This is a genomic window from Adhaeribacter aquaticus DSM 16391 (genome assembly GCF_000473365.1).
GTDB lineage: Bacteria > Bacteroidota > Bacteroidia > Cytophagales > Hymenobacteraceae > Adhaeribacter > Adhaeribacter aquaticus.
Window position 1 is genome coordinate 94,313 of the sequence record NZ_AXBK01000002.1, and the last position, 24,186, is coordinate 118,498.

At 40.3% G+C, this 24,186-nt stretch carries 23 protein-coding genes; 13 read left to right on the plus strand and 10 right to left on the minus strand.

Going from position 1 to position 24,186, the window contains the following annotated elements:
* Positions 1–31 precede the first annotated feature (31 nt).
* From ADHAQ_RS24120 to ADHAQ_RS28290, 3 genes are read left to right on the plus strand one after another with little or no spacing between them, the layout of a single operon-like run.
* Entirely contained in the window at positions 32–2,416 is a 2,385-nt protein-coding gene (locus tag ADHAQ_RS24120; RefSeq protein ID WP_084523682.1) for a multicopper oxidase domain-containing protein, read from the plus strand.
* A 4-nt stretch (positions 2,417–2,420) separates the two neighbouring features.
* A complete protein-coding gene (locus ADHAQ_RS26995) occupies positions 2,421–2,627 on the plus strand; it encodes a TVP38/TMEM64 family protein (protein WP_026461366.1) in 207 nt (68 codons plus the stop codon).
* A gap of 18 nt (positions 2,628–2,645) precedes the next feature.
* On the plus strand, positions 2,646–2,849 hold the full coding sequence (locus ADHAQ_RS28290; protein ID WP_026461367.1) for a hypothetical protein: 204 nt from the start codon (positions 2,646–2,648) through the stop codon (positions 2,847–2,849).
* 26 nt (positions 2,850–2,875) lie between these two features.
* Here ADHAQ_RS28290 and ADHAQ_RS0101140 read toward each other — a convergent pair whose 3' ends face one another.
* The gene (locus tag ADHAQ_RS0101140) at positions 2,876–5,143 is read right to left on the minus strand and encodes a heavy metal translocating P-type ATPase (protein WP_026461368.1); all 2,268 of its coding nucleotides are present in this window, start codon (positions 5,141–5,143) and stop codon (positions 2,876–2,878) included.
* 218 nt (positions 5,144–5,361) lie between these two features.
* Between ADHAQ_RS0101140 and ADHAQ_RS24130 the strand changes: the two genes are divergently transcribed.
* The 3 genes from ADHAQ_RS24130 to ADHAQ_RS24135 all read left to right on the plus strand — a co-directional run bounded on the left by ADHAQ_RS24130 (position 5,362) and on the right by ADHAQ_RS24135 (position 8,512).
* Positions 5,362–5,997, plus strand: a complete 636-nt coding sequence (locus ADHAQ_RS24130) for a hypothetical protein (RefSeq protein WP_051359632.1) — start codon at positions 5,362–5,364, stop codon at positions 5,995–5,997.
* A 197-nt stretch (positions 5,998–6,194) separates the two neighbouring features.
* The gene (locus tag ADHAQ_RS0101150; protein ID WP_084523684.1) at positions 6,195–7,166 is read left to right on the plus strand and encodes a phosphatidylserine decarboxylase; all 972 of its coding nucleotides are present in this window, start codon (positions 6,195–6,197) and stop codon (positions 7,164–7,166) included.
* Positions 7,167–7,432: 266 nt separating this feature from the next.
* The gene (locus tag ADHAQ_RS24135) at positions 7,433–8,512 is read left to right on the plus strand and encodes a sialidase family protein (protein WP_051359633.1); all 1,080 of its coding nucleotides are present in this window, start codon (positions 7,433–7,435) and stop codon (positions 8,510–8,512) included.
* Positions 8,513–8,937: 425 nt separating this feature from the next.
* Here the strand turns inward: ADHAQ_RS24135 and ADHAQ_RS24140 are convergent, their stop codons facing one another.
* The 3 genes from ADHAQ_RS24140 to ADHAQ_RS0101175 form a co-directional block, all read right to left on the minus strand.
* Positions 8,938–9,984, minus strand: coding sequence for an IS110 family transposase (locus ADHAQ_RS24140; protein WP_051359625.1), 1,047 nt, complete (start codon positions 9,982–9,984; stop codon positions 8,938–8,940).
* Between the two features lie 425 nt (positions 9,985–10,409).
* Positions 10,410–10,724, minus strand: a complete 315-nt coding sequence (locus tag ADHAQ_RS0101170) for a hypothetical protein (RefSeq protein WP_026461370.1) — start codon at positions 10,722–10,724, stop codon at positions 10,410–10,412.
* A gap of 527 nt (positions 10,725–11,251) precedes the next feature.
* A complete protein-coding gene (locus ADHAQ_RS0101175) occupies positions 11,252–11,620 on the minus strand; it encodes a GIY-YIG nuclease family protein (protein ID WP_026461371.1) in 369 nt (122 codons plus the stop codon).
* Positions 11,621–11,918: 298 nt separating this feature from the next.
* Here ADHAQ_RS0101175 and ADHAQ_RS0101180 point away from each other — a divergent pair, with 298 nt between their 5' ends.
* Positions 11,919–13,022 (plus strand): Fic family protein, encoded by a 1,104-nt coding sequence (locus ADHAQ_RS0101180; RefSeq protein ID WP_034256429.1) that lies wholly within the window; start codon positions 11,919–11,921, stop codon positions 13,020–13,022.
* 230 nt (positions 13,023–13,252) lie between these two features.
* Positions 13,253–13,384 carry a hypothetical protein gene (locus tag ADHAQ_RS28805; protein ID WP_281172307.1) on the plus strand — a complete coding sequence of 44 codons (132 nt, stop codon included), beginning with the start codon at positions 13,253–13,255 and terminating at the stop codon, positions 13,382–13,384.
* Positions 13,385–13,908: 524 nt separating this feature from the next.
* Here the strand turns inward: ADHAQ_RS28805 and ADHAQ_RS0101190 are convergent.
* The 5 genes from ADHAQ_RS0101190 to ADHAQ_RS27005 form a co-directional block, all read right to left on the minus strand.
* Positions 13,909–15,237, minus strand: coding sequence for a nucleotide-binding domain-containing protein (locus ADHAQ_RS0101190; RefSeq protein ID WP_026461373.1), 1,329 nt, complete (start codon positions 15,235–15,237; stop codon positions 13,909–13,911).
* 12 nt (positions 15,238–15,249) lie between these two features.
* Entirely contained in the window at positions 15,250–15,774 is a 525-nt protein-coding gene (locus tag ADHAQ_RS0101195) for a Pycsar system effector family protein (RefSeq protein WP_026461374.1), read from the minus strand.
* A gap of 113 nt (positions 15,775–15,887) precedes the next feature.
* Positions 15,888–17,435, minus strand: a complete 1,548-nt coding sequence (locus tag ADHAQ_RS0101200; protein ID WP_026461375.1) for an E2 ligase fold family C protein — start codon at positions 17,433–17,435, stop codon at positions 15,888–15,890.
* A complete protein-coding gene (locus tag ADHAQ_RS24145) occupies positions 17,426–17,977 on the minus strand; it encodes a Mov34/MPN/PAD-1 family protein (protein WP_051359634.1) in 552 nt (183 codons plus the stop codon). Before ADHAQ_RS24145 ends, ADHAQ_RS0101200 begins: the two co-directional genes overlap by 10 nt.
* Positions 17,974–18,951 carry a putative metal-binding protein gene (locus ADHAQ_RS27005; protein ID WP_051359635.1) on the minus strand — a complete coding sequence of 326 codons (978 nt, stop codon included), beginning with the start codon at positions 18,949–18,951 and terminating at the stop codon, positions 17,974–17,976. The genes ADHAQ_RS24145 and ADHAQ_RS27005 overlap by 4 nt, the downstream gene beginning before the upstream one ends.
* Positions 18,952–19,341: 390 nt before the next feature.
* On the opposite strand from ADHAQ_RS27005, the gene ADHAQ_RS0101220 reads away from it, so the two are divergent.
* From ADHAQ_RS0101220 to ADHAQ_RS28810, 4 genes are all read left to right on the plus strand, one after another.
* Positions 19,342–20,394 carry a helix-turn-helix domain-containing protein gene (locus ADHAQ_RS0101220; RefSeq protein ID WP_026461377.1) on the plus strand — a complete coding sequence of 351 codons (1,053 nt, stop codon included), beginning with the start codon at positions 19,342–19,344 and terminating at the stop codon, positions 20,392–20,394.
* A 5-nt stretch (positions 20,395–20,399) separates the two neighbouring features.
* Positions 20,400–20,918 carry a PIN domain-containing protein gene (locus ADHAQ_RS0101225; RefSeq protein ID WP_026461378.1) on the plus strand — a complete coding sequence of 173 codons (519 nt, stop codon included), beginning with the start codon at positions 20,400–20,402 and terminating at the stop codon, positions 20,916–20,918.
* 57 nt (positions 20,919–20,975) lie between these two features.
* The gene (locus ADHAQ_RS0101230) at positions 20,976–22,295 is read left to right on the plus strand and encodes an ATP-binding protein (RefSeq protein WP_026461379.1); all 1,320 of its coding nucleotides are present in this window, start codon (positions 20,976–20,978) and stop codon (positions 22,293–22,295) included.
* Between the two features lie 555 nt (positions 22,296–22,850).
* On the plus strand, positions 22,851–22,985 hold the full coding sequence (locus ADHAQ_RS28810) for a hypothetical protein (protein ID WP_281172308.1): 135 nt from the start codon (positions 22,851–22,853) through the stop codon (positions 22,983–22,985).
* An 85-nt stretch (positions 22,986–23,070) separates the two neighbouring features.
* On the opposite strand, the gene ADHAQ_RS27775 is transcribed toward ADHAQ_RS28810, so the two are convergent.
* A complete protein-coding gene (locus tag ADHAQ_RS27775; RefSeq protein WP_169727971.1) occupies positions 23,071–23,490 on the minus strand; it encodes a transposase in 420 nt (139 codons plus the stop codon).
* On the opposite strand from ADHAQ_RS27775, the gene ADHAQ_RS24160 reads away from it, so the two are divergent.
* Complete coding sequence (locus ADHAQ_RS24160; protein WP_084523686.1) at positions 23,457–24,176, plus strand: Fic family protein; 720 nt, start codon at positions 23,457–23,459, stop codon at positions 24,174–24,176. The two genes, ADHAQ_RS27775 and ADHAQ_RS24160, sit on opposite strands and share 34 nt — an antisense overlap.
* Positions 24,177–24,186 lie beyond the last annotated feature (10 nt).

Below are 24,186 nucleotides of genomic sequence, written 5' to 3' on the forward strand. Positions count from 1 at the left end.
CCCTGGACATTCACCTAAAATCAGGTAACAAATGACTTTCAGATTTATATTTATAACCCTATTACTTTTTTGTTTCATCCCCGAAGCTTTAATGGCCCAAGGGGAAGTTAAAACCAATGCGCACGAACACAGCGCTCCGGCCCCTACATCAAATCCCGGAAAAATTCCAGGTACGTACCAGGGCAAAAGAGTCGAATATGATTTAGATGTGGCCGAAGGAATGGTAAATTTCACCGGAAAACACCGCATGTCTATTACTGTGAACGGCTCCATTCCCGCCCCCACCCTGAGATTTATTGAGGGCGATACGGCAATTGTCCGGGTACATAACCATATGAAGCAGGAGACTTCTATCCACTGGCATGGCATTCTGTTACCCAATGAAGAAGATGGTGTTCCTTACCTGAATACAGTTCCGATTTTGCCCGGAAAGACCCACACTTTTAAATTTCCCATTATTCAAAGCGGTACCTACTGGTACCACTCCCATACGGGGGTGCAAGAGCAAATGGGCTTATACGGGGCCATTGTAATCAAACGTCCTGACGAGCCCGTGATGAAAGAGCACGTCCTGGTGTTATCTGACTGGACTGATGAGCATCCGCACCAGGTCATGCGCTATCTCAAACGAGGGGCCGAATGGTACGCTGTCCGGAAGGGAGCTTTGCAGAGTTACGGGGAGGCGATTGCGTCTGGTTATTTTAAAGACAAGTTATACCAGGAATGGAAACGCATGACCCCGATGGACGTGGCCGATGTGTATTACGATAAATTTCTGGTTAATGGCAAGGAAAAAGAATATCTGAAAAATATTAAGCCCGGCGACAAAGTAAAATTGCGCATTATTAACGGATCTTCCTCTTCCTACTTTACCACCCAGTTTGCGGGTGGCCCCATGCAGGTGGTGGCGGCGGATGGCATTAATGTTACCCCGGTAATGGTAGATAAACTGGAATTAGCGACGGCCGAAACCTACGATGTTATTGTCCAGGTTCCCGAAGGAGGCGCTTTTGAGTTTCGGTCCACCTCCTGGGATGTTACCGGTTTCAGCTCACTTTTTTTAGGCAGTGGTTCCGATATAAAAGCCCCGGCCCTTCCCCGTCTTAATTATTTTGCCATGATGCGGGATATGAACACCATGATGAGCAGCATGGACATGAGTGGGGGAGGCATGAATATGGGAAACATGAATGAAATGAAAGGCATGCAGATGGGCGGAGATTCCCACCAGGGCATGAATATGGGGGGACAGAAGAAACCAACCGATGCCGGTACTCCCGGAAACCAGCACGACATGCCCAATATGCCCGGCATGGGCAATACAAATAAAAATAGCAAAAATTCAGGTATGCCGGGTATGAACCTGAATTCAGAAGAACACGGGGAAATGCCCGGTATGTTTATGCCCATGGGAGGAGAGGGCACGCTCCTGAATTATGACATGCTCCGGAGCATCAACCCCACTACGTTGGATTCTACTAAAATGGTAAGGGAAGTAAAACTGACGTTGACCGGGAACATGCTGCGTTATATCTGGTCTTTTGATAACAAAACCTTGTCCGAAGCCGATGAAATTCTGATTCGGCGGGGTGAAAATGTACGGTTTGTTTTTACCAACACGACCATGATGCGGCACCCGTTACACTTGCACGGGCATTTCTTTCGGTTTGTTAATGCCCAGGGCCAATATTCTCCCATGAAGCACACCTTTGATATTAAGCCCATGGAGACGGTCACCATTGAGTTTTATGCCAATGAAGAAATGGACTGGTTTTTCCATTGCCATAACCTATACCACATGATGGCCGGCATGGCCCGGATCATTAGTTATGCAGGCGACCCCAAAAATGAATTTGGCCAAACCGGGTACAAAGAACTCAAAAAGGAAGACAAAATGTTGTATTCCTGGTTTGATCTGATGCCGCACTCCCAAGGCATATGGGGCAATTATACTTTATCCGGTAATAAATACGCGTTGGAAGTAGAAGCCAGGTCTTCTTATAAAGGTGACTTTGAAGTAGAAAACCATGTGTTGCGGTATCTGGGCAATCAACAATATTTTGCTCCTTTTATTGGCTTTGATTACCGGAATAATAAAAACTTAATCCTTACAGAGGAGGGAGGGAGCCGGGAAACGAATACCAAAAATAACCGCCGGGTATTTGATGCGGGATTTTATTACCTGCTGCCCATGTTAGTGCGTTCGGAATGGCGGGTGGATCATACCGGAAAGCTTCGGTTACAATTGGAACGACGGGACTTAACGCTGAGCAATAATTTATTTGCTGATTTACGAGTAAATAGTGATAAAGAATATGAAGTTGGCTTCCGTTATATGTTTAGCCGGTACCTTTCCTTAAGCACCAATTACGACAGCGATTACAAATGGGGAGCCGGTTTAACTTTCCATTATTAATAGGATGCCCTATTTCGAGTATTCCTTAAAACTACCGCAGGGCAAACTGCTTAAGTTTATCAATCATTTCGAAAAAGCGGCCATTGTAATGGAAGAATTAAAACACCAAAGCTGGAGCTTAATCATATTAACCCGCATTTCCCCGGTGCTTCCTTTCGCGCTCATGACTTTTATTCTTGCCATGATGAAAGTAGATAAACGCAAGTTTTAACTGGCCAGCATTGCCGGGATGCTACCCCGGACCTTATTTTTCTTCTGGTTAGGCACCCAAGCCCAGGATATAATCCTCTTGCTGCAAAATTCGGATACTGGAACCAGTGGTAAATTGCTTTTAATTGCGCTGATTGGTATTTCCGTTTTCGGATTATATTACTTATTTAACCACGCTTTGAAAAAAGCCCTTTCGAAGCGGGCAGTTAATGTAGCTAAGTAACAAAAGGTCGATTTACGCCCAGCCTCTTATAACTTTTTAGCTTTTAGTCGCAGGCTGTTACCCACTACCGATACGGAGCTCAACGCCATAGCGGCCCCGGCAATCATGGGATCTAATAAAAATTCGTAAAAAGGATACAGCACACCAGCGGCAATTGGAATACCAATGAGATTATAAATAAAGGCCCAGAACAAATTTTGCCGGATGGCATTTACCGTTAACCGGGACAACTTTAATGCCTTCGGCAGCAATTGCAAATCAGAAGTAATTAAGGTCATTTTTGCTACGTCAATGGCAATATCTGATCCTTTTCCCATGGCTATACTAACATTGGCCTGGGCCAGCGCCTGGGAATCATTGATACCGTCGCCTACCATTCCCACTATTTTCCCTTCACTTTGCAGCTTCTTTACAAAATCTGCTTTTTCATGGGGCATTACCTCCGCCTGAAAATGCTGAATACCTACCTGCCGGGCCACTGAAGCCGCAGTCCGGGCATTATCGCCGGTAAGCATGTATATCTCAATTCCCTGTTCTTTTAAGGATTGAATAGCTTTGGCCGACGTTTCTTTTACTTTATCGCTAATGGCAAGAATGGCAACGGCTTTTCCTTCCTCGGCAAAATAAATAACGGTATGGGCTTCCTCCGCCCAACTATTTGCTAAATCAGCTATTTCATCGGGGATAAGAATCTGTTGCGCCTGCATATACTTAGGGCTTCCCACCTGGTATGGTCGACCTTGCCAATTTGCTGTTACGCCGCTACCGGTTATACTTTCAAAGTTGTTTAATGCTACACTTGCACTTACCTGTTCGTGTAAATACCGGACCACTGCCTCGGCCAAGGGATGCTCGGATTGTTTCTCTATTGAAAATAAAATAGCTTTTAATTCCTCCTGCCGAAATCGGGCCTCGTTGGACCACACTAAATCCGAAACTACTGGCTTTCCTTCGGTAATGGTACCGGTTTTATCTAGAATCAGAGCGTTCAGACGATAAGCTTGCTCTAAACTTTCGGCATCCTTAATTAAAATACCTTGTTCCGCCCCTTTACCCACGCCAACCATGATGGCAGTTGGCGTAGCTAAACCCAAAGCACAAGGGCAAGCAATGACAAGCACTGTCACAAAAGCCAATAATCCTTGGGTTAAACCATTCTCGCCGCCCAAGATCAGCCAGGTAACTAAGCTGATTAAAGCTATAACGAACACTACCGGCACAAAAATCCCGGCAATTTTATCGACCAGCTTTTGTACAGGGGCTTTAGAGCCCTGGGCATCCTGCACTAACTTAATAATTTGGGCTAGTAAGGTTTCAGAGCCTACCTTTTCGGCAATAAACCGGAAACTGCCTTTTTGATTAATGGTACCGGCAAAAACCTTATCTCCAGTCTGCTTGGAGACGGGCACCGGCTCCCCGGTTATCATAGATTCATCTACAAAAGAGGTCCCGGAAGAAACCTCCCCATCAACCGGTACTTTTTCGCCTGCTCTCACCAATAGCGTGTTGCCTTTCTGAATAGTGGAAATAGCTACTTCCCGTTCGGAGTTGCCCTCGACTAGCCAAACAGTTTTGGGCTGTAAGCCAATCAGTTTCTTGATAGCCGAGGAGGTATTGGATTTGGCCCGTTCTTCCAGCAGTTTACCTAATAATATAAAGACAATTACGACAGCCGATGCCTCGTAATAAACGTGGGGATGCAGGCCGCGGGCGTGCCAAAACGCTGGGTTAAGAGTATTAAAAACACTAAAAGCAAAAGCGGTACCGGTGCTTAAAGCTACCAGCGTATCCATATTGGCTTTGCCGTGCCGAGCCTGCCGGAAAGCATTTACAAAAAAATTACGGCCAAAGTAAAACAGCACGGGAGCACTTAAAGCCATCATAATCCAGTTGCCGTAGGGCAAATCCATAAAGAACATGCCGATAATAACCACGGGTAAAGTAAGCAAACCGGATAATAGGGTTTTCTTCTTTAATGCCTGGTAGTGGTTTTGCTGGGTTTGTTCCTGAATTTCCTGGGCATTTTCGGTATCAATAATTAAATCATAGCCCACTGATTGAAGCGCCTTTTGCATGTCAATTACCTTAACCTGTTTGGGGTTATAAGTAACCTGTAACGTTTGGGTAGCAAAATTCACGTTTGCCTGGCTAACTCCGGGAGTATTGGCCACCATCGATTCCACGCTCACCGCACAGGCCGCACAGGTCATGCCAGTAACCGGCATAGAGACTTGGGACGTTGCATTGTCCGTTAACTTTTTAGGTTCGGTTGGAATATCTATATCACTTTTCATGGTAGTATCTTCTGTCAAATAACCCTACAAAGATAAACTACGGTATAGCCTGACCTGTTACAAAATTTAAAGAGAGAGTTATAAGATTTTGTCCTAACTCTTAAATGCTTATTTTATAAATATTATTCTTTGAGTGGTCAGTTTAGCTCTAAACATTTTTCATGCATATTTAACAGGAATCTAATTTATCTTTCCTTTTTCCCATATTTAAAAGGCTTATGTTATTTACCCCAAGAATTAGTAAAGCTGTATTAACTACCCATATTACCGTTTCTTTAGGTTGGTTTGGAGCAGTAGTGGTATTTGTTGTCCTGGCAATAACTGGTTTGACAAATCAAAATACTCAAGTAATACGCTCCTGCATTATTGCTATGGAAATAACAACGCGGTATGTAATCATTCCCTTTTGTTTAGCTTCTTTACTAACTGGTATATTACAATCCGCTTTTTCAAAATGGGGTTTATTCCGATATTATTGGATTGTGATAAAATTGCTTTTAACAGCGGGGTCAACTTTACTATTGTTTCTTCACTTGAAGCCAATAAGGTATTTAGCAATGGAAGCTGTTACTCCTGATTTCTCTCTTATAAAAGAATCAGAAACGCTAATAAATCTTATTTCAAAAGCTGGTTATGCTATCATCGTTTTACTTGTGATTACTTCCATATCAGTTTATAAACCCTGGGGTAAAATAGTAATGGAAGAACCTACAGGTAAAAAATTGAATTCAGGTAAATTAATCAGAAACAGCTTCAAAAAGAATACCAGGCTATATTTTATTATTGGAATTGTAACTTTCATTTTATTCCTTTTGGTAAAACATCTCTTGAATGGAGGGATACATCCCCATTAAAAAATGTACTTTAAATTTAAACTAAGCATCGGATGATTTCATCCATAAACCCAAAAACTAAAAATTATATTCAGTTGGTTAAAATAATTGGATTTGGAAGGCAACTTACTTTTACAAAGAGTTAATTGATTAAGAAAAAGTAGGTTAAAACATGGAGCATGCTATGATATTTGCGTATCAAGGCAAACAAAGTAAAAATGAAAATAACAAAAACTAAAAAAAGGTGGGCCAGCAATTTATTGTTGTTTGCTATAATTATCAGCCTGACCAGTTATCCAGCAACGGCTCAATCGACTATTCAATATGTTGAAAGAGAAAGTGAGCAAATAAAAACAGAAAAGGTAGCTGGCGAAAAGTGGTTGAGGTGGTTGTATTATAATCCGATTGGGCAAGCAACCTTGTGGGCGTTGGCGAAAAGAAAGTTTGTTTCAACAATCTATGGTAAAATGATGGATCGCTCTTCTTCAGCGAAAAAGATTCAACCTTTTATTGAAGATTATGATATTGATTTAAGCATTGCTCAAGAACAGGAGTTCGAAAGTTTCAACGGTTTTTTCACCCGGAAACTAAAGGCCGATGCAAGACCGATTGATACCAGCGCTATTACTGTTGTATCCCCTGCCGATGGAAAAATTTTGGCTTATGCCGACATTAGCACCTCTGATTTTATTATAAAAGGAAAGCGCTTTAATGTAGCCTCATTTTTGGATAACCCTGACTTTGCACGAAAATACCATGATGGCGCCCTGCTTATTATCCGATTAGCCCCAGTCGATTACCATCGTTTTCATTTTCCAATCACTGGATATACAACTTTAAACAAAAAAATTAAAGGTGACTATTTTTCAGTAAGTCCCATTGCTTTGCGTAAAAAGGTTGAAATATTTTTTCTTAACAAACGAGAATATACAATTATCTCAAATCCTTTGTTTGGTGATGTAATTATGACCGAAGTGGGTGCCACCATGGCAGGAAGCATCGTGCAAACATTTAAGGAACGTTTTGCAAAAAAAGGGGAAGAAAAAGGCTACTTTAAATTTGGAGGCTCAACGATAGTACTGCTGTTTGAAAAAAGTAAAATTCACATTGATGCGGATTTATTGATTAATACAACACAGGGTTATGAAACTACAATTAAAATGGGAGATAGAATTGGCAAGCAAAAATAGTAATCAATTTATACTAGGAAAGCTTAAAAAAAATAGTGGATTGTATTTCATAATTGCAATTGCAATTCTCATTTTATTCATTTTAGTAAAACACCTCATCGGTGGTGGCATGCAACACCATTAGAAATATGGATACAATTCAGAATCCATTTGAGCTGTTAATATTCCGGTTTGGCAGGGATATAATCTAACTTCAAAATATTAGTCTTGCTTGTATCAGCAATTCCGGTTATTTTTAAAATATTATAAAAATTAATGTTTAGAATATGAAATACGCTGGTTTGTTTGGCTTTTTGCTGCTGATTTTAGTAAATGTGCATTTTAGTTTTAAGAACAAAGATAATCCAGCTTCCGGGCTAACTACTATCAGTATATTTGGCAAACAGCCTACCGTAACCGTCGATAAAGCCAATAACATTAAAGTAGTATTTGGCCAGGATAAAGAGATATTCTATACCTATTCCAAAGATGAAGGCAAAACCTTTATAACGCCGCAACGCATTGCCAAACAGGATAAGCTGGCATTGGGCATGACCAGAGGGCCACAAATTACCACTACCAAAGATTATACGGTAATTGCTGCTGCCGCCCATACCGGCAAAATATTGGCTTACCGCTTGAAAAATGGAGAAACCAAATGGAGCGAACCGGTTAATATTTTACATAGCGATACAACAGCCAAAGAAGGATTTGTGGCACTGGCACCTGGTAAAGATAATGTTGTTCACGCTGTTTTTCTGGATATGCGGATTGATAAAAAGAACAATATTTTTAGTGCTACATCCCCAGATGGCGGGAAAACTTGGTCAAAGAGTACCTTGGTTTACAAATCGCCGGAAGGCCGGGTATGCCCGTGCTGCCGCCCTTCAATAACTGCTGACCAAAAAGGGAATGTATTTGTGATGTTCCGAAATGAGGTAGCTGGAAACCGCGATATGTATTTAGCCCAATCGAAAGACGGCGGTAAAACTTTTAGCCCGGCCCAAAAGTTAGGCATGGGTACCTGGACCTTAAAAGGCTGCCCCATGGATGGCGGCGGTATTGCTCTGGATGCCAAAGGAAAAATTGGCACTACTTGGCGCCGGGAAAACACCATTTATTATGCGGAGCCCGGAGCGATGGAGCAAAAAATGGGAGAGGGCCGGGCCAGTAGCCTGACTAAAACAACAAAAGGTAATTACCTGGTTTGGCAACAGGGCAATAATATTATGGCACAAACGCCAAATCAACTTGGTTCGCAAGTAATTGGAACCGGTACTTACCCCCGGTTAACTACAATGCCTAATCAAAAAGTATTAAGTGTTTGGGAAACGGATGGGAAGATTGTAGCTAAAATTTTACTATAACCTTAGTTTCTATAAAGCTATTTCGTAGTTGCATAAACCAACTAGCTTTTGGATTGGCCATTTTTTTAATGGCGGATCCAAAAGCGGGTAGCATCCGATAGCTTGCCAGCACTTTTTGCGTAGGTCTGCCGGAGCAAAGGGTGTAGGCATGCGGTAGTTTCGGATACGTTAGCGGCTAAACCGGCAAAGGGCAAGCGCCTTTTCGCCGGCGGTTTGCCGGTTGGGTGAATGGATGGGTATTTAAGCTTTTACTTTAGGAAAAGGAGCGTAGCGGATTAACCTGGAGTAAAGGCTTAAATACTTTGCGGGAAGGATAGGAGGGGAAAGCCCGGAGCGCTAGCGAGGACTTGTACCGGATAGGTACTGTGTTAAAAGTCAAGTTTATTTACAGATATTTTTAGGAAGCAATCACCTACCTGGTGTTGCTATCCTGCGCAGCAAGGGCTTAATGCTCTTGCTGTTTTTTCTTGGGGCAGTGGGGAATAAAACTCCTCTTTTTTATACAAACTATACATGAGCAAAAGTAGTTTTCGCTGCACGGCTACTAATGCTACAATGGGCTTTGCCTTGTTTGGTTTCAGGCGCAGGTAAAATTCCCGCAAGGTTGGGTTCACCCGTATGGCCGTCATCGAAGGCATGTACAAGATGCTACGGATGTGCTTATTGCCCTTCTTACTTATTTTGGTGCTGCCCCTAAAATTACCCGACTCCTTCAGCACTACATCAAAGCCAGCATAACTGGTGAGCTGTTTAGCTGAATTTATCTCATTAAACCCACAGGTTTCTCCCACTACCGTGGCTGCTGAAAGGAATGATACGCCCGGAATGCTTTCCAGGTACCGCATCTTCTGAGCCAGCTTTTCATCTGAGGCTACCAGATCCCGCATTTCCTGCTCCACTTCTTCCAGCTGTTCCTCTAACAGTTTTAAGCGCCTGGCATACCGTTTCACTTCTTTTTTATTGCTATAAGCAGCCGTTTCTACCGCATGCAGCCGGTTATTTTCTACATTCTTTTCTTTAAGCAAAAAAGAGCGTTCCCGGCTTAAGGCTTTTAGCTGCTGGAAAGCTTTATCCGGAGGAGACCAATTAGTAAGCTTGCGTTCACAACCCAACATGGCCAGCATCCGGCTGTCCAAGGCATCCGTTTTAGAGCGCTGATCCAGGCTTTGGGCATACCGTTTTACCCGGCCCGATTGCATTACGCTGACAGTATACCCAGATTGGTGCAGGTACACAGCCAATGCTTCATGGTAAACTCCGGTTGCTTCCATCACTACCACTAGTTTCTCCTTCAGGATGTTAAGTTTGTTTAGCCAGCCGGTTATTTTCTGGAATCCGGAAGAATCATTGGCGACATCACCTTTAAAAATAAATTCCTTTTCCAGGTCTGTTTTTAATGTTCCCAGGCAAATGGCTAAAGTGTCTTTAGCTACATCAATGCCCAGGGCGTGTTTTAATACATCAGCTTCCATAGGTTAATTAGCTTTTAAAACCAGAAACTTTCTCCTCAGCCTTTGCTCGCTTTTGATTCGGCCTCGTTAAATGGACCCAGGTACTGTTCAGGCTCTAAAGAAAGTAGATAGCAGGATGGAATTTCTATCCGACGGCATCATCAACATGTGCCCTGCCTAGTTCACCCTATCCCTGCTATCTGGTTTTTGTTATCAATAATTTATCTATTATTAACCTACGTACAAATCAAAATGCGAACATACGAGCCTGGTTCTTTGAGCCCGCCACACTTAAAAACTTAACTTGTTAAGTCTAATTGTTACAACTTTTTATTTTAGATATTTTAAATAAGGATATACAATTCCTATTATTTAGACTGAATCGTATTTTAGATATTGGAAATTCTATTATGGACAGGTTACTTTTACAAATAACTTTATAAACTTTAACTAATCAAACTTAAATAAAAAGGCTCCGCTTGTAAATCTTTTTCCTCCATAAATGCTTCTACATCCTTCTGGAAAAGATGATACATTTGGCGAATTGTGTAATTGGTGCTTTCAGCTTTTAAAACTTGACTTATGGCTTGTAAATGAAAATTTAAAATGTCTTGTTTAGTTTTGTCTAGCGGGGTCCATATAATCTTATCTTGCAGGTTCATTAATTCTGGGAATTTATGCTGATTAAGTATAATGGTCCGTTGTAATTTACTTACTATATGTAAGTAATGTGCAAAAGATTTTATTTGTTTAAGTACCATTTTTGCTTGTGAATCATTAGTTCAAATAAGGTTCTTATCGCCTTAACCATGTTGCTTGGTTAATAATAAAATCTTAATTTATGGGGATTGTACTCAATAATTTAATAATAACTAAAATAATATCTCCGTATAAGCAAAGTTAAAAAATAAACAGTAAACTCTTAAAATAAAATAGGTTGTCTAAATTAATATTTAACTAAGCAAAGGAAGGTTTGGGAAGTAGAAGAAATTAACCAAATGTTCGAAAACTTATATTCTTCTCAGTTTAGTAAGAATAAAGTATCAGACTATGCTAATGTATGTCTGCTATTTACTTACCCGGAAGCACAATATTAAGAAAATCAGTTTTCTTAAATCTTATAAAGCAATATTGGGAGGGCGTCTAGCCGTAACCGATAGTTTAGATAACTATCTGCCTTAAACCCCTGTGTTTCTTAAAACCATCCCTTACAGGGTGATATAACCCTTGATACATCTAATTTGGAATTTATTTAATACTTAAGAAAAGGTTTACGTCATTTTGATAATCAACCAATTAAATCCAATTGCCACCACTTATTATATTGAATATTCAGACGGGGCTGCCAGGCTTTAATACACCGCTTTTCGTACTGTAATGCTTCCCTTTTAGAATCAAAAGCTTTCAAGTATATAGTGGTCTGCTTATTTATCTTATGCGTATGTTTTACCATTCGCCAATAAACGGAGCGGGTACAACCTATATAAACCGGTTTAAACTCTGGTGTATCCGGCTTCCCCTCAAATATAAAATAAACATAATATCTTTCTCCAGATAAGTCACGGGCTTTCCTTAATAAATCGAGGCGGGTATAGTGTTTCATTTCCATCTGGAAAGCATACCAATCGTAAAGCCTTAATTTGGATAGTGTAACCATTAAACAAATGCTATAATTTTTCCTTTTTGTATAATATTATAATATTATAACATTATACAATTATACGAAATTATTCTCTTATTAATCAATATATTAGCATATATTTATAAACATATTTATGTTAATAATTTCCGACTTTATTTTACTTCCATTTCATATTAATTGGTAGAAGTACATATAATAATCCAAATATTGAATCCATGATTTGTCATGTACCATTGTGGTACATATAATTAAGCTCATGTACCATAGAGGGACACGTCTAGGATTCATGTACCAAAATTGTTATTTTTGTCTCATGACATCTGCAATTGCTGATTTATCTTCTGAAAAGCCATTTAATAATCTTTCATTACTGCCTCCGCCCTTAGAGAAAATGGAATCCATTGCCATTTTAAAACAGGAAAGTAAAGCTGCGGTGGCGGTGGCGGAATTGAAGGGACTGGCTAAAACTTTACCCAATCCCGGCATTTTGCTTAATGCAATTGTGTTAAAAGAGGCCCAGGCAAGTTCCGAAGTAGAAAATATTATTACTACCCACGATAAATTGTATCAGGCTTTGGCTGCTACTTCCGTGCAAGCGGATCCAGCCACAAAAGAAGTATTACGTTATCGGGAGGCCTTGTTATCCGGATTTAAAGAAATAGAAGAAAAAGGATTCATCAATACCAATAGCATTTGCCGAATTCAAGCTATCCTGGAAGAAAATGAGGCCGGTATCCGGCAATTACCAGGAACGGCGCTTAAAAATGATTTGACGGGAGTTACCATCTATACGCCACCGGATGATAAAAATGTGATTAACAATTTAATGCGGAATCTGGAGAATTACTTAAATGAAGAACCGGGCGAAATCTCGCCGTTTATCCGGATGGCCATTCAGCATTACCAGTTTGAAAGCATTCACCCCTTTTATGACGGCAACGGGCGGACAGGCAGGATTCTAAATGTCTTATATCTAATTCTACATAGACAGTTGGACCTCCCCATTATATTTTTAAGTGGTTTCATAATTGCCCATAAAAGCACGTATTACCGGTTACTACAGGAAGTAAGAACGAAGGGCAGTTGGGAAGAATGGATTTTATTTATGCTGCAAGCCACGGAAACAACGGCTCGGCAAACCATTGAACAAGTAAAAGCTATTCATCAGTTATTTGATGATGTGCAAACCAAAGTAAAACAAGAAGCAAATAAAATTTATTCTAAAGATTTAATTGAGCAACTATTTGTTCACCCTTATACTAAGATTGAATATATTTCCAGTGGTTTAAGTCTGGAAAGAAAGGCTGCTTCGCGCTATTTAAAAGTTCTACATGAAATAGGAGTGTTAACCTTAAAACAAATAGGTAAGGAGAATATCTATATTAATGAAGGGCTTTATGAATTGCTGAAAAGGTAGTAGAAACTTCTATTTAACATAAGGTAAATTATTTGGGCATTATAATTTATACTATGAGCGTTAATTCTGAGAGGAGAGGCTAAAATTAGTCAAATTGCATTCTGTAACTGGTAGTCCCAACTGGCCCTTAATATGAAGTAATTTTAGGAGAATTGCCAAAACCACAATGCACTTAGCGTTTTAATTGGTCCTTTTAAGGACGAATCAAAAGGCGGGTAGAAAGCAGTAGCTTGCCTTCACGGTTTGCGAAGGAGCGCCGCAGCAAACGATGTGGGCTTACGGTAGTTTCGGATTCGTTAGCGGCTAAACCGGTAATGGGCCAGCACTTTTCTTGCCAGCGGTTTGCCGGTTGGGTGAATTGATGGTATTTAAGGTTTTACTTTAGGAAAAGTAGAGCAGCGGATTGATCTTAAGTTTAGGCTTAAATACTTTTGCAGGAAGGATAGAAGGGAATAGTCCGGAGCGCTAACTAGAACTTGTAAAGGATTGCCTAGTTCTTTAGAACCCGCCCTTAATAAAACATTAACTTATCAGATTGAAGAGCCACCTTTTATTATAAGCAAGGTTCAATTGGACAATAGATATTCACTAACAACTTAAACGCTGTCGGGTTCTGTTCCGAGCCAAGCTCCTAATAAGAAGGCAAGCAGTGAAAAGGAATCCGTTAAACATGAAAAAGCCCTTTTGGAGGGCTTTTTCATTTACTTTATAATCTCACCTATTTATTCGCTACTACGTTAAATCACCATATAAGTCCAGAAAATATAACTTAAAGATAACATAGTAGTCCTGTTAATGAAGGCACATTAATTCAATAAGAGATATACAATTCCTGAATATCTAATCCGGCCTTGTTTTCCTCTGATATAGACAAATACATAAAGGGTTACTGAACAAATACAAAATGGCGTGCATATACGTTGCCATTATACCGCACAATTTTGCATTGAATTTGATGGTGGCCTAAATAAGCGGTATTGGCCGTTGCCTTAACTCCATTATCATAATGGCCTTGTAGGTTATGCTTCAAATCCTGCTTAGCAGCGGCTTCCGCGCCGGTATTGGTTACTTCCCAGGAAATATTTTCATTTTGAGCTTTTATGTACGGGTTACCATATTGATTGACAAGTGTAAAATTCAGTGTGCCTCCTTTTGGTATAGAAAACAAATTTTGCGGATAAATTTTTGTTTGTTCATTAAAGGTGTATTCGCACTTAATCCTAACGGAAGGTTCTTCAATTTTTAAATCCTTTCCGTTTGAATCTTTGATCATAAAGTCAAATGTTTTAAGATAAGTATGCCAATCAAATTCCCAGTACCTGTATTTTGGTGGCCCCTGGAATATATAGGGATCGGCCACCGCTTTGTAACTACCGGAAGAGGAGTCGTAAACCGTTGGTACCCGCAAATAATTCGAGGGCAAATCAAGTTTATCTTTAATATTATTACCGATCATAATGCCATTCGAAGGAGCTTCCGCTTGCAGCTTGGCCGCTAAATCGGTATGCAGGCTAGTTGTAGTCAATTCACTGCAATTGGGAATACCGTAATGTGACCAAAGCACGGTGTCATCGTCCCCATAATCGATTCCCATCCGGATACGCAGCGGATCTATTTCCATGGCTCTAAACGAACTGGCTAAATCGGTACTGATGAATTGTGCTAATACGGAAGCCGCATTTAACGCCGAGATCACGGCATCGTTACGATGCACGTCCCGCCCGACAAAGTAGACAAATATACCGTCTCCCTGCAACCGTTGGATGTGTCCGCCGAAGAAGTTACAGATGTAAATTGCTAATGACAAAATAGCATCCTTCATTAACCGGACCTGGGGAAGTGGATATTTCGCAGATAACCGGGTGGAGCCTTTAATATCGGCAAACATGGAAACAGCATAATGATTTTCATACTGATTATGCAGCAAATGCTTAAAATCCGGATGAGGGCCTAAAATAGCACTATGGGATCTCCAGGGCAAAACACCAAATAACTTAGTTAGCTGGTCCTCAATATTGGCTGGCACCATATTTTTATCTGCCAGCAATACGGTTTTCATATCCCTTGTAGAGCTAAATACTTTGGTACGGGAAGAACTTCCTGGAAGAGAATCAAATCCGCCGAATCGTCCTCCTTTTTCAAAACTTTCATATACTTGCCCTTTTGTTTCAAAAATCCCTTCTATGGATCGCAATTCATTTTCGAATAATCTCATGCCTACTAGCTTTTAAAAATTAAACATAAAAAGTAGAAACAACACCATTAATAATATTAATTCTGCATAAATTACTCTACTGGCCCAACTGATGTAGGCAAACTTCTTATTGACGATTCTGGCAACCTGGTGGGACTGTCGGCTTAAATCATCAATCGTACCTGCTTCATCTTGTTTAGCAATTTCTGTAAGAAAAGTAGATTGGTCCAACTCGCTGACCGATCCAAAGTAAATTAATGATTGATAAGCTCCCCGTAGGTTGCCTGAATCAAGGGAAGGATAAACAGCCTTTATACTCAACCAAATTGATAGAATGGAACTTATAATAAATAAGGCCGATATAACCTGGAACCAAGCTAAAAGTATACATTGGTCTCGAAGTTTATCTACCAAATCCAAATACTTAATAATGTAACCACCCGCAGCAAATGAATTAAAAGCTAACAAAAAGCTTCCTTTGGTGTTAACTGCGTTTGCATAAGCATCATAGCGGCCAATAATAAATTTCAGGTGGGAAATCTTTTCTTTATTATCCATTAATACTTAAAAAATTTAATAATTACTCGTCTTTCATTTCCAATTGCGGCCTGAATCCTACTTATGTGGAAGATTAATTCAGCTTAAAATCCAAGAATTGAAATGAAGCCCCTTTAAGAAATGGCTACTTCCTCTGAGTTATACTTAGCTTTAAATGCCTGTTGGTAATGTTTATCATTACATAAACAACGTTTATCTTTTTGCTTTTGAACCGGAACATTAAGATATTTTCCAACAGAAGATAAAAGATTTATTCGGGTAGAAGTGGCTAATTTTTTTTCACGTAATCCTAAATCTTCCTGTATTAATTCACCTGCTAACATGATTCCGGCTAAGGCCGATTGAAAAGCCATTGGGGTTTCATTTTGTTCGCCATTCCCTGAACTTAGAATGATACCCCCGCAGATCGTTTTTTGATAAAAATTGCGTAGCGGTTTTCCCACTAATGGCATAAGATTCTCTAACGGCTGGTCTTTAGCAGTAGCAATTCTGGTTGCCAAGGTTAGATCTACGACAGCCTGGTGAACCAGCATTAATCGTACCTCTGGTTCAGGTAAACCCAAGGCCTCTGCTATTATTGCTGATTCGGAGAGACTCTCTTCTTTTGGAAGATAAAGACAAGCCAAACAGGCATCTTCCAGAAAATTATTATGTCTGGAAATACCTAAGTCATAGGCTTGGGTCCAGGCATTTACTATTTTAGAAGGAATAGCAGCCTGAATGGCAATGCGATCTTCTGCACTGTCTACTGCTACCGCCACCCGGGGCAATTTCCAATCTTGACGATTTGCCAGAAATGCATTCCATTTACCTCGATGTGGAATTGTCGTCAGCCCTGTTTCATTCAAAAACTTTATCCCTAAATCAACTTTTGATCCATCAATATCGTCCTGGGATGTTAAGACATACCGCTGCAGGTTGGAAAGGTCAATAGGATCATGTTCCACTAAATGCAAAGTTCCTTGTAACTGGGTTAACTTACTTACAGCCCAAATAAAGCCATTCCCTACAGCCCCTAATCCCACTAATATGGTTTCGGAAAAATTTATTATATCAGGAAGCTCAGGATATTCGGTAGTTAATTGTTCGCCGATTGTATAATCCACCAGAGATAAATTAATTTCTCCATCCAATTCCGCGTCTGGAAGCATAGAAGCAAATACCGCCCTGAAAACGTTAGCGGCACCTAAACAGGCCGCGGCACCGGCTCCAAAAGGATTATTACTTGAATTCGAGCCCAATGGCCTATTTGAAGAAAGCTTAGCAATCCAGCCACTGGAACCAATATAAAAGACATGGGCAGCAGGTTGATCAAGTGTCAAACTAGTGTTACCGATTATCACCGCTATGGTCGGACTTGCATCTTCTGAGAGTAGTTCAATATGCGGATTAATCGCTATTAACTGCCCCTTCACCACAGGTACATAACCTTGGGCTTCTGCATCTAAGGCTTTAATAACCATTTTCGGATAAAGCCGCCCTAGTAAACGAATGACCATATCAAGGGATGCCAAACCTTCCCGGCTATTTATGGCAAAAGAATCGAAGCCAACCAGAATAATAGAACTTTCAAGCTGCTGTTCAAAAGAGCGACGGTCAAAACCTTGTAATATTTGAGATGCGGCCAATGCCGCTTTGTCGAAGAAATTTGCTAATGCCATGGCCAGTACCACCGTTTATGCCGGGGAAGTGGTTCGTCCCCAATAAAATTAAATAATTTAGTTTTCTCATAGGTTGGAAGATGTGCCCATTCGGGTCCAGCTTCCAAACGGTAAATTTCCCAGGTAGAGAGATCAATCCCTTTGCGGCCAAAGTATGGTACTACGATAGAAAAACCACCAACCTCTGTAATAATAGCATAAGCATCATCTGTATCAGAATGATAAGCTACGGTTGGATGGCTATGAATCTGCGCAACTAAAATTAACTTCTCTGCATACAACTCCCGATTGATCCGGGTCAACTCAGGCCCTGGAACAAAATAAAGCAGTCCGTCTTCCGTTTGAGTAGCCTCCTGCTCCGGAATAATGGTGCGACGTATATAAAACGTCGCACCATCTTGATTACCGGCAAATAAAGCAACTCCTTCTACTCCTTGGCGTCCAGCTCGCTGAAAATGGTCAATAGCCACTTGAGCCAACTGTCGAGGTAATTCTATGGAAGTAATATCAAGCAAACCTGGAGTAGTCGAGTCAGAACTCATGCAGGTATCCGGTTTGGATCAGGTGGCAAACCTAATTGAAATTGGTAACCCATTAAGGGGTTAATCCCATAGTTATACAGCACATTGATAATATGATCTAAGGTTCCCACTTCCGTATTACGATATAGAAACCACGAGTCTCCAGTATGAGCCGGATGGTTATGATATTCCCGAATACCTCTAACACATAAAAAGGGGAGGCCATCTGGTGCATGAAACTGTAGTAGGGGTTGTACATCTAACTGAATACCGCCGTTTGCATCGGGAGTTTGTACAGTGCCTGTTCTTTTAAAAAAATGAGAACCTACCTCTTCGGCCCGTAATGGCCTTTCGGTAAAAGGATCAACAAATTGAACAGAAAGTGGCTGCAGGTCAAAATCCGAAAAATCAATTTTTACTCCAAACAGAATAGGGGTAGGCTTTATCCTTGGGACGGCAAAACCAAACAGAACATAAGGAAATTCCGCTTTTAATAACAAAATACCTCGCGCACGTTGCATGGCTTCATTAGAGCGAAAATTAGTAACCTGCTCCTGATATTTAGTTCGGGCAATCTGGGGATCAACCAAAGACATAGCTTCTGTTTCAGATTCAATCTGTACAACTGAACCGCCAATACCAGCACCAGGCGTAAAAAATAGTTTAGCGCCGTCTTCTAAATTATAATCTTCAACTTTACTTTCGATATCCAAATTATCACCGGCTTCCGTTTGCAAGGTCCACTGCTTTATGTCGCGGGTAGCATTATTGCTGGTATGCAATGCTTTTTGGGCAGAGACGTGGAGGGGTTGATTAACATTTACTTCCTCCGCATATTCTTTGGAATTGATAATAAAGATCAACGTTATCCGTTGATCATTTCCCGGTTTGTCTCTATTCGGAGATTCAACATTTACGGTTGGTAATTGTGCGTCATGGCGCATAGAAGGCTGATCTTGTTTTTCGTCAGCCCCCTTTGAATTAAAATCATTCATAATAGTATAATATTTGTTAAATGCTCTTTATGAGGAACACTAGCGAGCAAAAAGTGTCCTTTTTGGTTCCGGCCAAGCATATTGTATTACAAATAATTAATACTACCTTTGTAACCGAATACCACAATGCAAAATGGGTTGGGTATGCTAGCCCAGATTTCGTTGGAAGCGAAATGTTATTTTACCCTCTTTCTGTTGACGCAGGTAGAGGGTCTTTTTTTTAGCAGATAATTTTCGTTTTAAATGTGATTATTACTTTCTTAACAACACAAAGATATGTTATTTGGTTGACAAAAAGAAAAATATTTTTGCATTTGTCAACCAAAGTCGTATATTTACGTCAAATAGCTTATAATTCAGCAACTTAATTTTTTAAGTTTTTATCTATAGATGATAAATTTCCCGGAGCGGTTACGTTCAGCCCGTAAAATGCGGGGTTGGTCACTACAAGAATTGGCTAATCAAGTAGGCATCATTAGTAAACAAGCATTAGGAAAATATGAACAAGGTCTGATGAAGCCGGAAGAAAGCACGCTATATGCTTTAACCAAGGCTTTAGGAGTAAAAGCTGACTATTTTCTAAAGCCACAGCGGGTCACATTGGGACCAGTTGAATTTAGAAAAAAATCCAGTTTGAAAGTAAAGGAGAGTGCCACCTTAGCTGAGCAGATCCGGGATTACCTGGAAAGGTATCTGGAAATGCAAGAACTCTTACAGGTAAAAAATGAATTTGTAAATCCACTTGGAGAGAAAAAGAAGGTATCAACCTGCGAAGATGTAGAAGAGGCGGCCGCAAAGGTTTTAAATGTTTGGCAGTTGGGCACCAATCCTATTCCAAATGTAATTGAAATGCTGGAAGAAAATGGGATTTGTGTTCTTACTATTTCCGGTCCAGCCTCATTTGATGGGTTAGCGACCTGGGTAGGGCAGTTACCGGTCATTGTTTTAAATAAGGAATATTCGGTTGACCGGCGGCGCTTTACGGCTCTACACGAGTTGGGGCATCTTTTAATGGATACAAATCACCTAGATGATAAAGAGTGTGAAAAATATTGCCATCGTTTTGCTAGTGCTATGTTGTTGCCAAAAGAGGTAGCCCTTCGGCAATTAGGAAACATAAGAAGTAATATTTCATTAGGAGAGTTCTTATCGATAAAAAAACAATATGGTATATCGGTGCAGGCACTTATGCGCCGTGCTTTTGACTTGGGAATTATTAATAAAAATTATTACCAATTCTTATGTATTAAAACAGCGCCGAATCGCAAAGAGGAAGGGTTTAGTAAATTTAATTTTGCCGGCGAATCCGACCATTCCTACCGGTTTGAGCAACTTTTGATGCGATTGGTTTCCGAGAATGTTGTTACAGAAAGCAAAGCAGCTTTTCTAGGAGGTATAAGTGTTTCTGAATTACGTGAAAAGTTAGATCCTGTAGCAGGGTAATAGAAATGAGTGATCAGGTTACAAAATTTAATATTGCCATCCAGGATGCTGGGGTAATGGTCGACTTATCCAAAGCTGGGCTGGTCACACAAGCTTTCCAGCTTCCTGTTACCTATTATACCGCTGATTCCGTTTTGAGTGACCTGAGCTCTAAACAAAAGAACGAATTTTTTCCTTATGTAGAAACAACCCAGTTAAAATGTGAGTCCATGGACGCTGGTATGTTCTCTACTATTGCCAAATACCAGCCCTTGTATCCGGAGTTGTCAGAACAGGACCTGTCTGTTTACCACATCGCACAAGCAAAACAACTACCAGTCCTTACCAGTTGTAATACCTTACGTCTATTCATGAAGAAACTAAAAGTGGAGGCGAAAAGTACGTATTGGGTTGTTGATTTATTAGCAGACTATACTTTTGTTACAGCCGAACAAGCGGGCGTTTTATATCAAAAACTAAACAATGCCAACCCCCGATTAGCTCCTGAAGACTTTTCCAAGGGAAAAAAGAGATGGGAAAAATAATTAACTTATACGTATCTAACTTAAAATAATTTAAATTTCCAATCCTTCCCTATTATAATGCCTGAACAACATAATATTGAATATAAACAAAGTTGGCATGACGATTATTTAAAATGGGTATGTGGCTTTGCTAATGCCCAAGGTGGAACAATTTGTATTGGAAAAGATGATGACGGCCAAATAGTACATGTTCCCGATTTCAAAAATCTGATGGAGATTATACCCCAAAAGATTAAGGATCAACTGGGCATCATGGTGGAAGTTAATCTTTATGAAGAAGAGGGAAAATATTATATAGAGATTATTACTCCTCCCTATTCAATTGCTGTTTCTTTACGAGGTCGGTACTATTATCGCACTGGCAGTACTAAAATGGAGTTAACCGGCTCGAACTTAACCGAATTTTTGCTTAAGAAATCAGGAAAGACTTGGGATGACGTTCTCGAACCAGCAGCTACCTTATCTGATATTGATCAGGACAGTGTCAATAAATTTATAAAAGATGCTGCTAAAACGGATCGTTTACCAGATGTATCCGATTTGAATTTAACAGACATTCTTGAAAAACTTCGTCTTTCTGATAACGGTGACTTAAAACGGGCTGCTGTTATACTGTTTGCTAAAGATCCTGGGCGATTCTATCCTAATATTTTAGTAAAATTAGGTCGATTCGGGCAGGATGATGCTGATTTAAAATTTCAAGAAATTGTCGAAGGAAATCTTATCAAACTCTTAAGTGAAGTAACAGCAGTTCTTAATCGCAAGTTTTTCACCAAACCCATTGATTTTGAAGGTTTGCAGCGGGTTGAGAAAGATGAATATCCAGTTGCAGCTATCCGGGAAATGCTGTTAAATGCTTTGGTACATCGAAGCTACATGGGCAGCATGGTCCAGATTCGGATGTACGATGACAAACTTAGTATTTGGAACGAAGGCGGATTGCCAGAAGGATTATCTTTAGAATCATTAAAAAGACAGCATCCATCCCGGCCAAGAAATCCGATAATTGCAGATGTTTGTTTTAAAGGTGGTTATATTGATTCCTGGGGAAGAGGGACTATTAAAATTATTGAATCTTGCCGGAATGCCAATCTTCCAGAGCCCGAAATGCAGGAGCGCGATGGTGGTTTTCAAATCACTATTTTCAAAGATTTTCTGACCGAAGAGCATCTCAAAAAAAGGGGGCTTAACGAAAGGCAGGTAAAAGCTATTTCATTTATAAAAGCTAACATTTCAGTAACGAATGCGCAATATCAGGAACTTAATAATATTGGCAAAACAACCGCTACAGCAGATTTACAACAGCTAGTAGAGCAAAATATCCTAAAGCAAACCGGCTCTAAAGGAAGAGGCTCTAAATATGAGTTAGCTAGTTGACAAAATTAAATAATTGGCCGAATTGTCAACCTTTTGGCCAATAATTGGCCGAATTGGCCAATTATTCTAAAATATCAGGTTTAATACGACTAATCTAAGCAAGGATTCAACAGGTGTATTTTTAACAATGTTGATTACAACTAATGACTGATGGGTAAAAAATATATCGGAATGCTCTTTATTAATAAGTACAGGCAACTCTTAAAACTAACAACGCACCACTTCTATTTAACATAACAAAAATTATTCGGACATCATATTTAATGGTATTGACAGATGTAGAGTAGGGGAGTTGTATATAAAGGTGAAATTGGCTTCTGCACTTTTTTCCCAACTGCCCCTTTATTAAGTAAAAAGTGCACTAAAGTTGCCCTAAGCACAATACGATTAGCTTTTGGATTGGCCATTTTTCATGGCGGATCAAAAAGCGGGCTGATTGTAATAGCTTGCCAGCACGGTTTGCTCCAGGCAGCGCCGGAGCAAATGGTGTGGGCTTGCAGAAATTTTGAATACATTAATGGCTAAACCGGAAAATGGCCGGCACTTTTTTTCCCGGTGGTTTTCCGGTTGGGTGTATTGCTGGGCAATTTATCGGTTGATTTTGGGAAAGGAGCGCAGCGGATTGACCGGAATCAATGGTTAAATTGCCTTTTTGCGGGAAGGATAGAAGGGGAAAGCCCGGAGCACTAGCGAAGACTTGTACCGGATAGGTACTGTGTTAAAAGTCAAGTTTATTTACAGATATTTTTAGGAAGCAATCACCTACCTGGTGTTGCTATCCTGCGCAGCAAGGGCTTAATGCTCTTGCTGTTTTTTCTTGGGGCAGTGGGGAATAAAACTCCTCTTTTTTATACAAACTATACATGAGCAAAAGTAGTTTTCGCTGCACGGCTACTAATGCTACAATGGGCTTTGCCTTGTTTGGTTTCAGGCGCAGGTAAAATTCCCGCAAGGTTGGGTTCACCCGTATGGCCGTCATCGAAGGCATGTACAAGATGCTACGGATGTGCTTATTGCCCTTCTTACTTATTTTGGTGCTGCCCCTAAAATTACCCGACTCCTTCAGCACTACATCAAAGCCAGCATAACTGGTGAGCTGTTTAGCTGAATTTATCTCATTAAACCCACAGGTTTCTCCCACTACCGTGGCTGCTGAAAGGAATGATACGCCCGGAATGCTTTCCAGGTACCGCATCTTCTGAGCCAGCTTTTCATCTGAGGCTACCAGATCCCGCATTTCCTGCTCCACTTCTTCCAGCTCTGCCTAGTTCACCCTATCCCTGCTATCTGGTTTTTGTTATCAATAATTTATCTATTATTAACCTACGTACAAATCAAAATGCGAACATACGAGCCATCCAGCATTACCAGTTTGAAAGCATTCACCCGTTTTACGATGGCAATGGCCGGACCGGTCGGATTCTGAACGTCCTATATTTAATTCTGCACCACCAACTAGAACTTCCCATAATCTTTTTAAGTGGCTACATTATTGCCCATAAAGGCACGTATTACCGGTTACTCCAGGAAGTAAGAACAAAGGGCAGTTGGGAAGAATGGATTTTATTTATGTTGCAAGCCACGGAGACTACGGCCCGGCAAACCATTGAACAAATAAAAGCTATCCATCAATTATTTGATGAAATTCAGACTAAAGTAAAGCAGGATGCTTCAAAAATCTATTCGAAAGATTTAATTGAGCAATTATTTATCCACCCGTATACGAAGATTGAATATATCGCCAGTGGCTTAGGCATGGAAAGAAAAGCGGCTTCCCGCTACCTAAAAACCCTGCAGGAAATCGGAGTTTTAACCCTAAAGCAAATTGGGAAAGAAAATATCTATATCAATGAATCGCTTTATAAGTTGTTAAAAATGTAATTAAAATTCA

What these genes read in the sequence shown, in the direction of transcription:
- ADHAQ_RS0101150 (WP_084523684.1), top strand. Translation starts at nt 6,195, where the DNA reads ATGAAAATAACAAAAACTAAAAAAAGGTGGGCCAGCAATTTATTGTTG.
- ADHAQ_RS24145 (WP_051359634.1), bottom strand. Translation starts at nt 17,977, where the DNA reads ATGAGTTCTGACTCGACTACTCCAGGTTTGCTTGATATTACTTCCATA.
- ADHAQ_RS26995 (WP_026461366.1), top strand. Translation starts at nt 2,421, where the DNA reads ATGCCCTATTTCGAGTATTCCTTAAAACTACCGCAGGGCAAACTGCTT.
- ADHAQ_RS0101195 (WP_026461374.1), bottom strand. Translation starts at nt 15,774, where the DNA reads ATGGATAATAAAGAAAAGATTTCCCACCTGAAATTTATTATTGGCCGC.
- ADHAQ_RS0101230 (WP_026461379.1), top strand. Translation starts at nt 20,976, where the DNA reads ATGCCTGAACAACATAATATTGAATATAAACAAAGTTGGCATGACGAT.
- ADHAQ_RS24160 (WP_084523686.1), top strand. Translation starts at nt 23,457, where the DNA reads ATGATACGCCCGGAATGCTTTCCAGGTACCGCATCTTCTGAGCCAGCT.
- ADHAQ_RS28290 (WP_026461367.1), top strand. Translation starts at nt 2,646, where the DNA reads ATGCTACCCCGGACCTTATTTTTCTTCTGGTTAGGCACCCAAGCCCAG.
- ADHAQ_RS0101175 (WP_026461371.1), bottom strand. Translation starts at nt 11,620, where the DNA reads ATGGTTACACTATCCAAATTAAGGCTTTACGATTGGTATGCTTTCCAG.
- ADHAQ_RS24130 (WP_051359632.1), top strand. Translation starts at nt 5,362, where the DNA reads ATGTTATTTACCCCAAGAATTAGTAAAGCTGTATTAACTACCCATATT.
- ADHAQ_RS0101170 (WP_026461370.1), bottom strand. Translation starts at nt 10,724, where the DNA reads ATGGTACTTAAACAAATAAAATCTTTTGCACATTACTTACATATAGTA.
- ADHAQ_RS0101200 (WP_026461375.1), bottom strand. Translation starts at nt 17,435, where the DNA reads ATGGCATTAGCAAATTTCTTCGACAAAGCGGCATTGGCCGCATCTCAA.
- ADHAQ_RS0101140 (WP_026461368.1), bottom strand. Translation starts at nt 5,143, where the DNA reads ATGAAAAGTGATATAGATATTCCAACCGAACCTAAAAAGTTAACGGAC.
- ADHAQ_RS24120 (WP_084523682.1), top strand. Translation starts at nt 32, where the DNA reads ATGACTTTCAGATTTATATTTATAACCCTATTACTTTTTTGTTTCATC.
- ADHAQ_RS0101225 (WP_026461378.1), top strand. Translation starts at nt 20,400, where the DNA reads ATGAGTGATCAGGTTACAAAATTTAATATTGCCATCCAGGATGCTGGG.
- ADHAQ_RS24140 (WP_051359625.1), bottom strand. Translation starts at nt 9,984, where the DNA reads ATGGAAGCTGATGTATTAAAACACGCCCTGGGCATTGATGTAGCTAAA.
- ADHAQ_RS27775 (WP_169727971.1), bottom strand. Translation starts at nt 23,490, where the DNA reads ATGCGGTACCTGGAAAGCATTCCGGGCGTATCATTCCTTTCAGCAGCC.
- ADHAQ_RS27005 (WP_051359635.1), bottom strand. Translation starts at nt 18,951, where the DNA reads ATGAATGATTTTAATTCAAAGGGGGCTGACGAAAAACAAGATCAGCCT.
- ADHAQ_RS0101190 (WP_026461373.1), bottom strand. Translation starts at nt 15,237, where the DNA reads ATGAGATTATTCGAAAATGAATTGCGATCCATAGAAGGGATTTTTGAA.
- ADHAQ_RS0101220 (WP_026461377.1), top strand. Translation starts at nt 19,342, where the DNA reads ATGATAAATTTCCCGGAGCGGTTACGTTCAGCCCGTAAAATGCGGGGT.
- ADHAQ_RS0101180 (WP_034256429.1), top strand. Translation starts at nt 11,919, where the DNA reads ATGACATCTGCAATTGCTGATTTATCTTCTGAAAAGCCATTTAATAAT.
- ADHAQ_RS24135 (WP_051359633.1), top strand. Translation starts at nt 7,433, where the DNA reads ATGAAATACGCTGGTTTGTTTGGCTTTTTGCTGCTGATTTTAGTAAAT.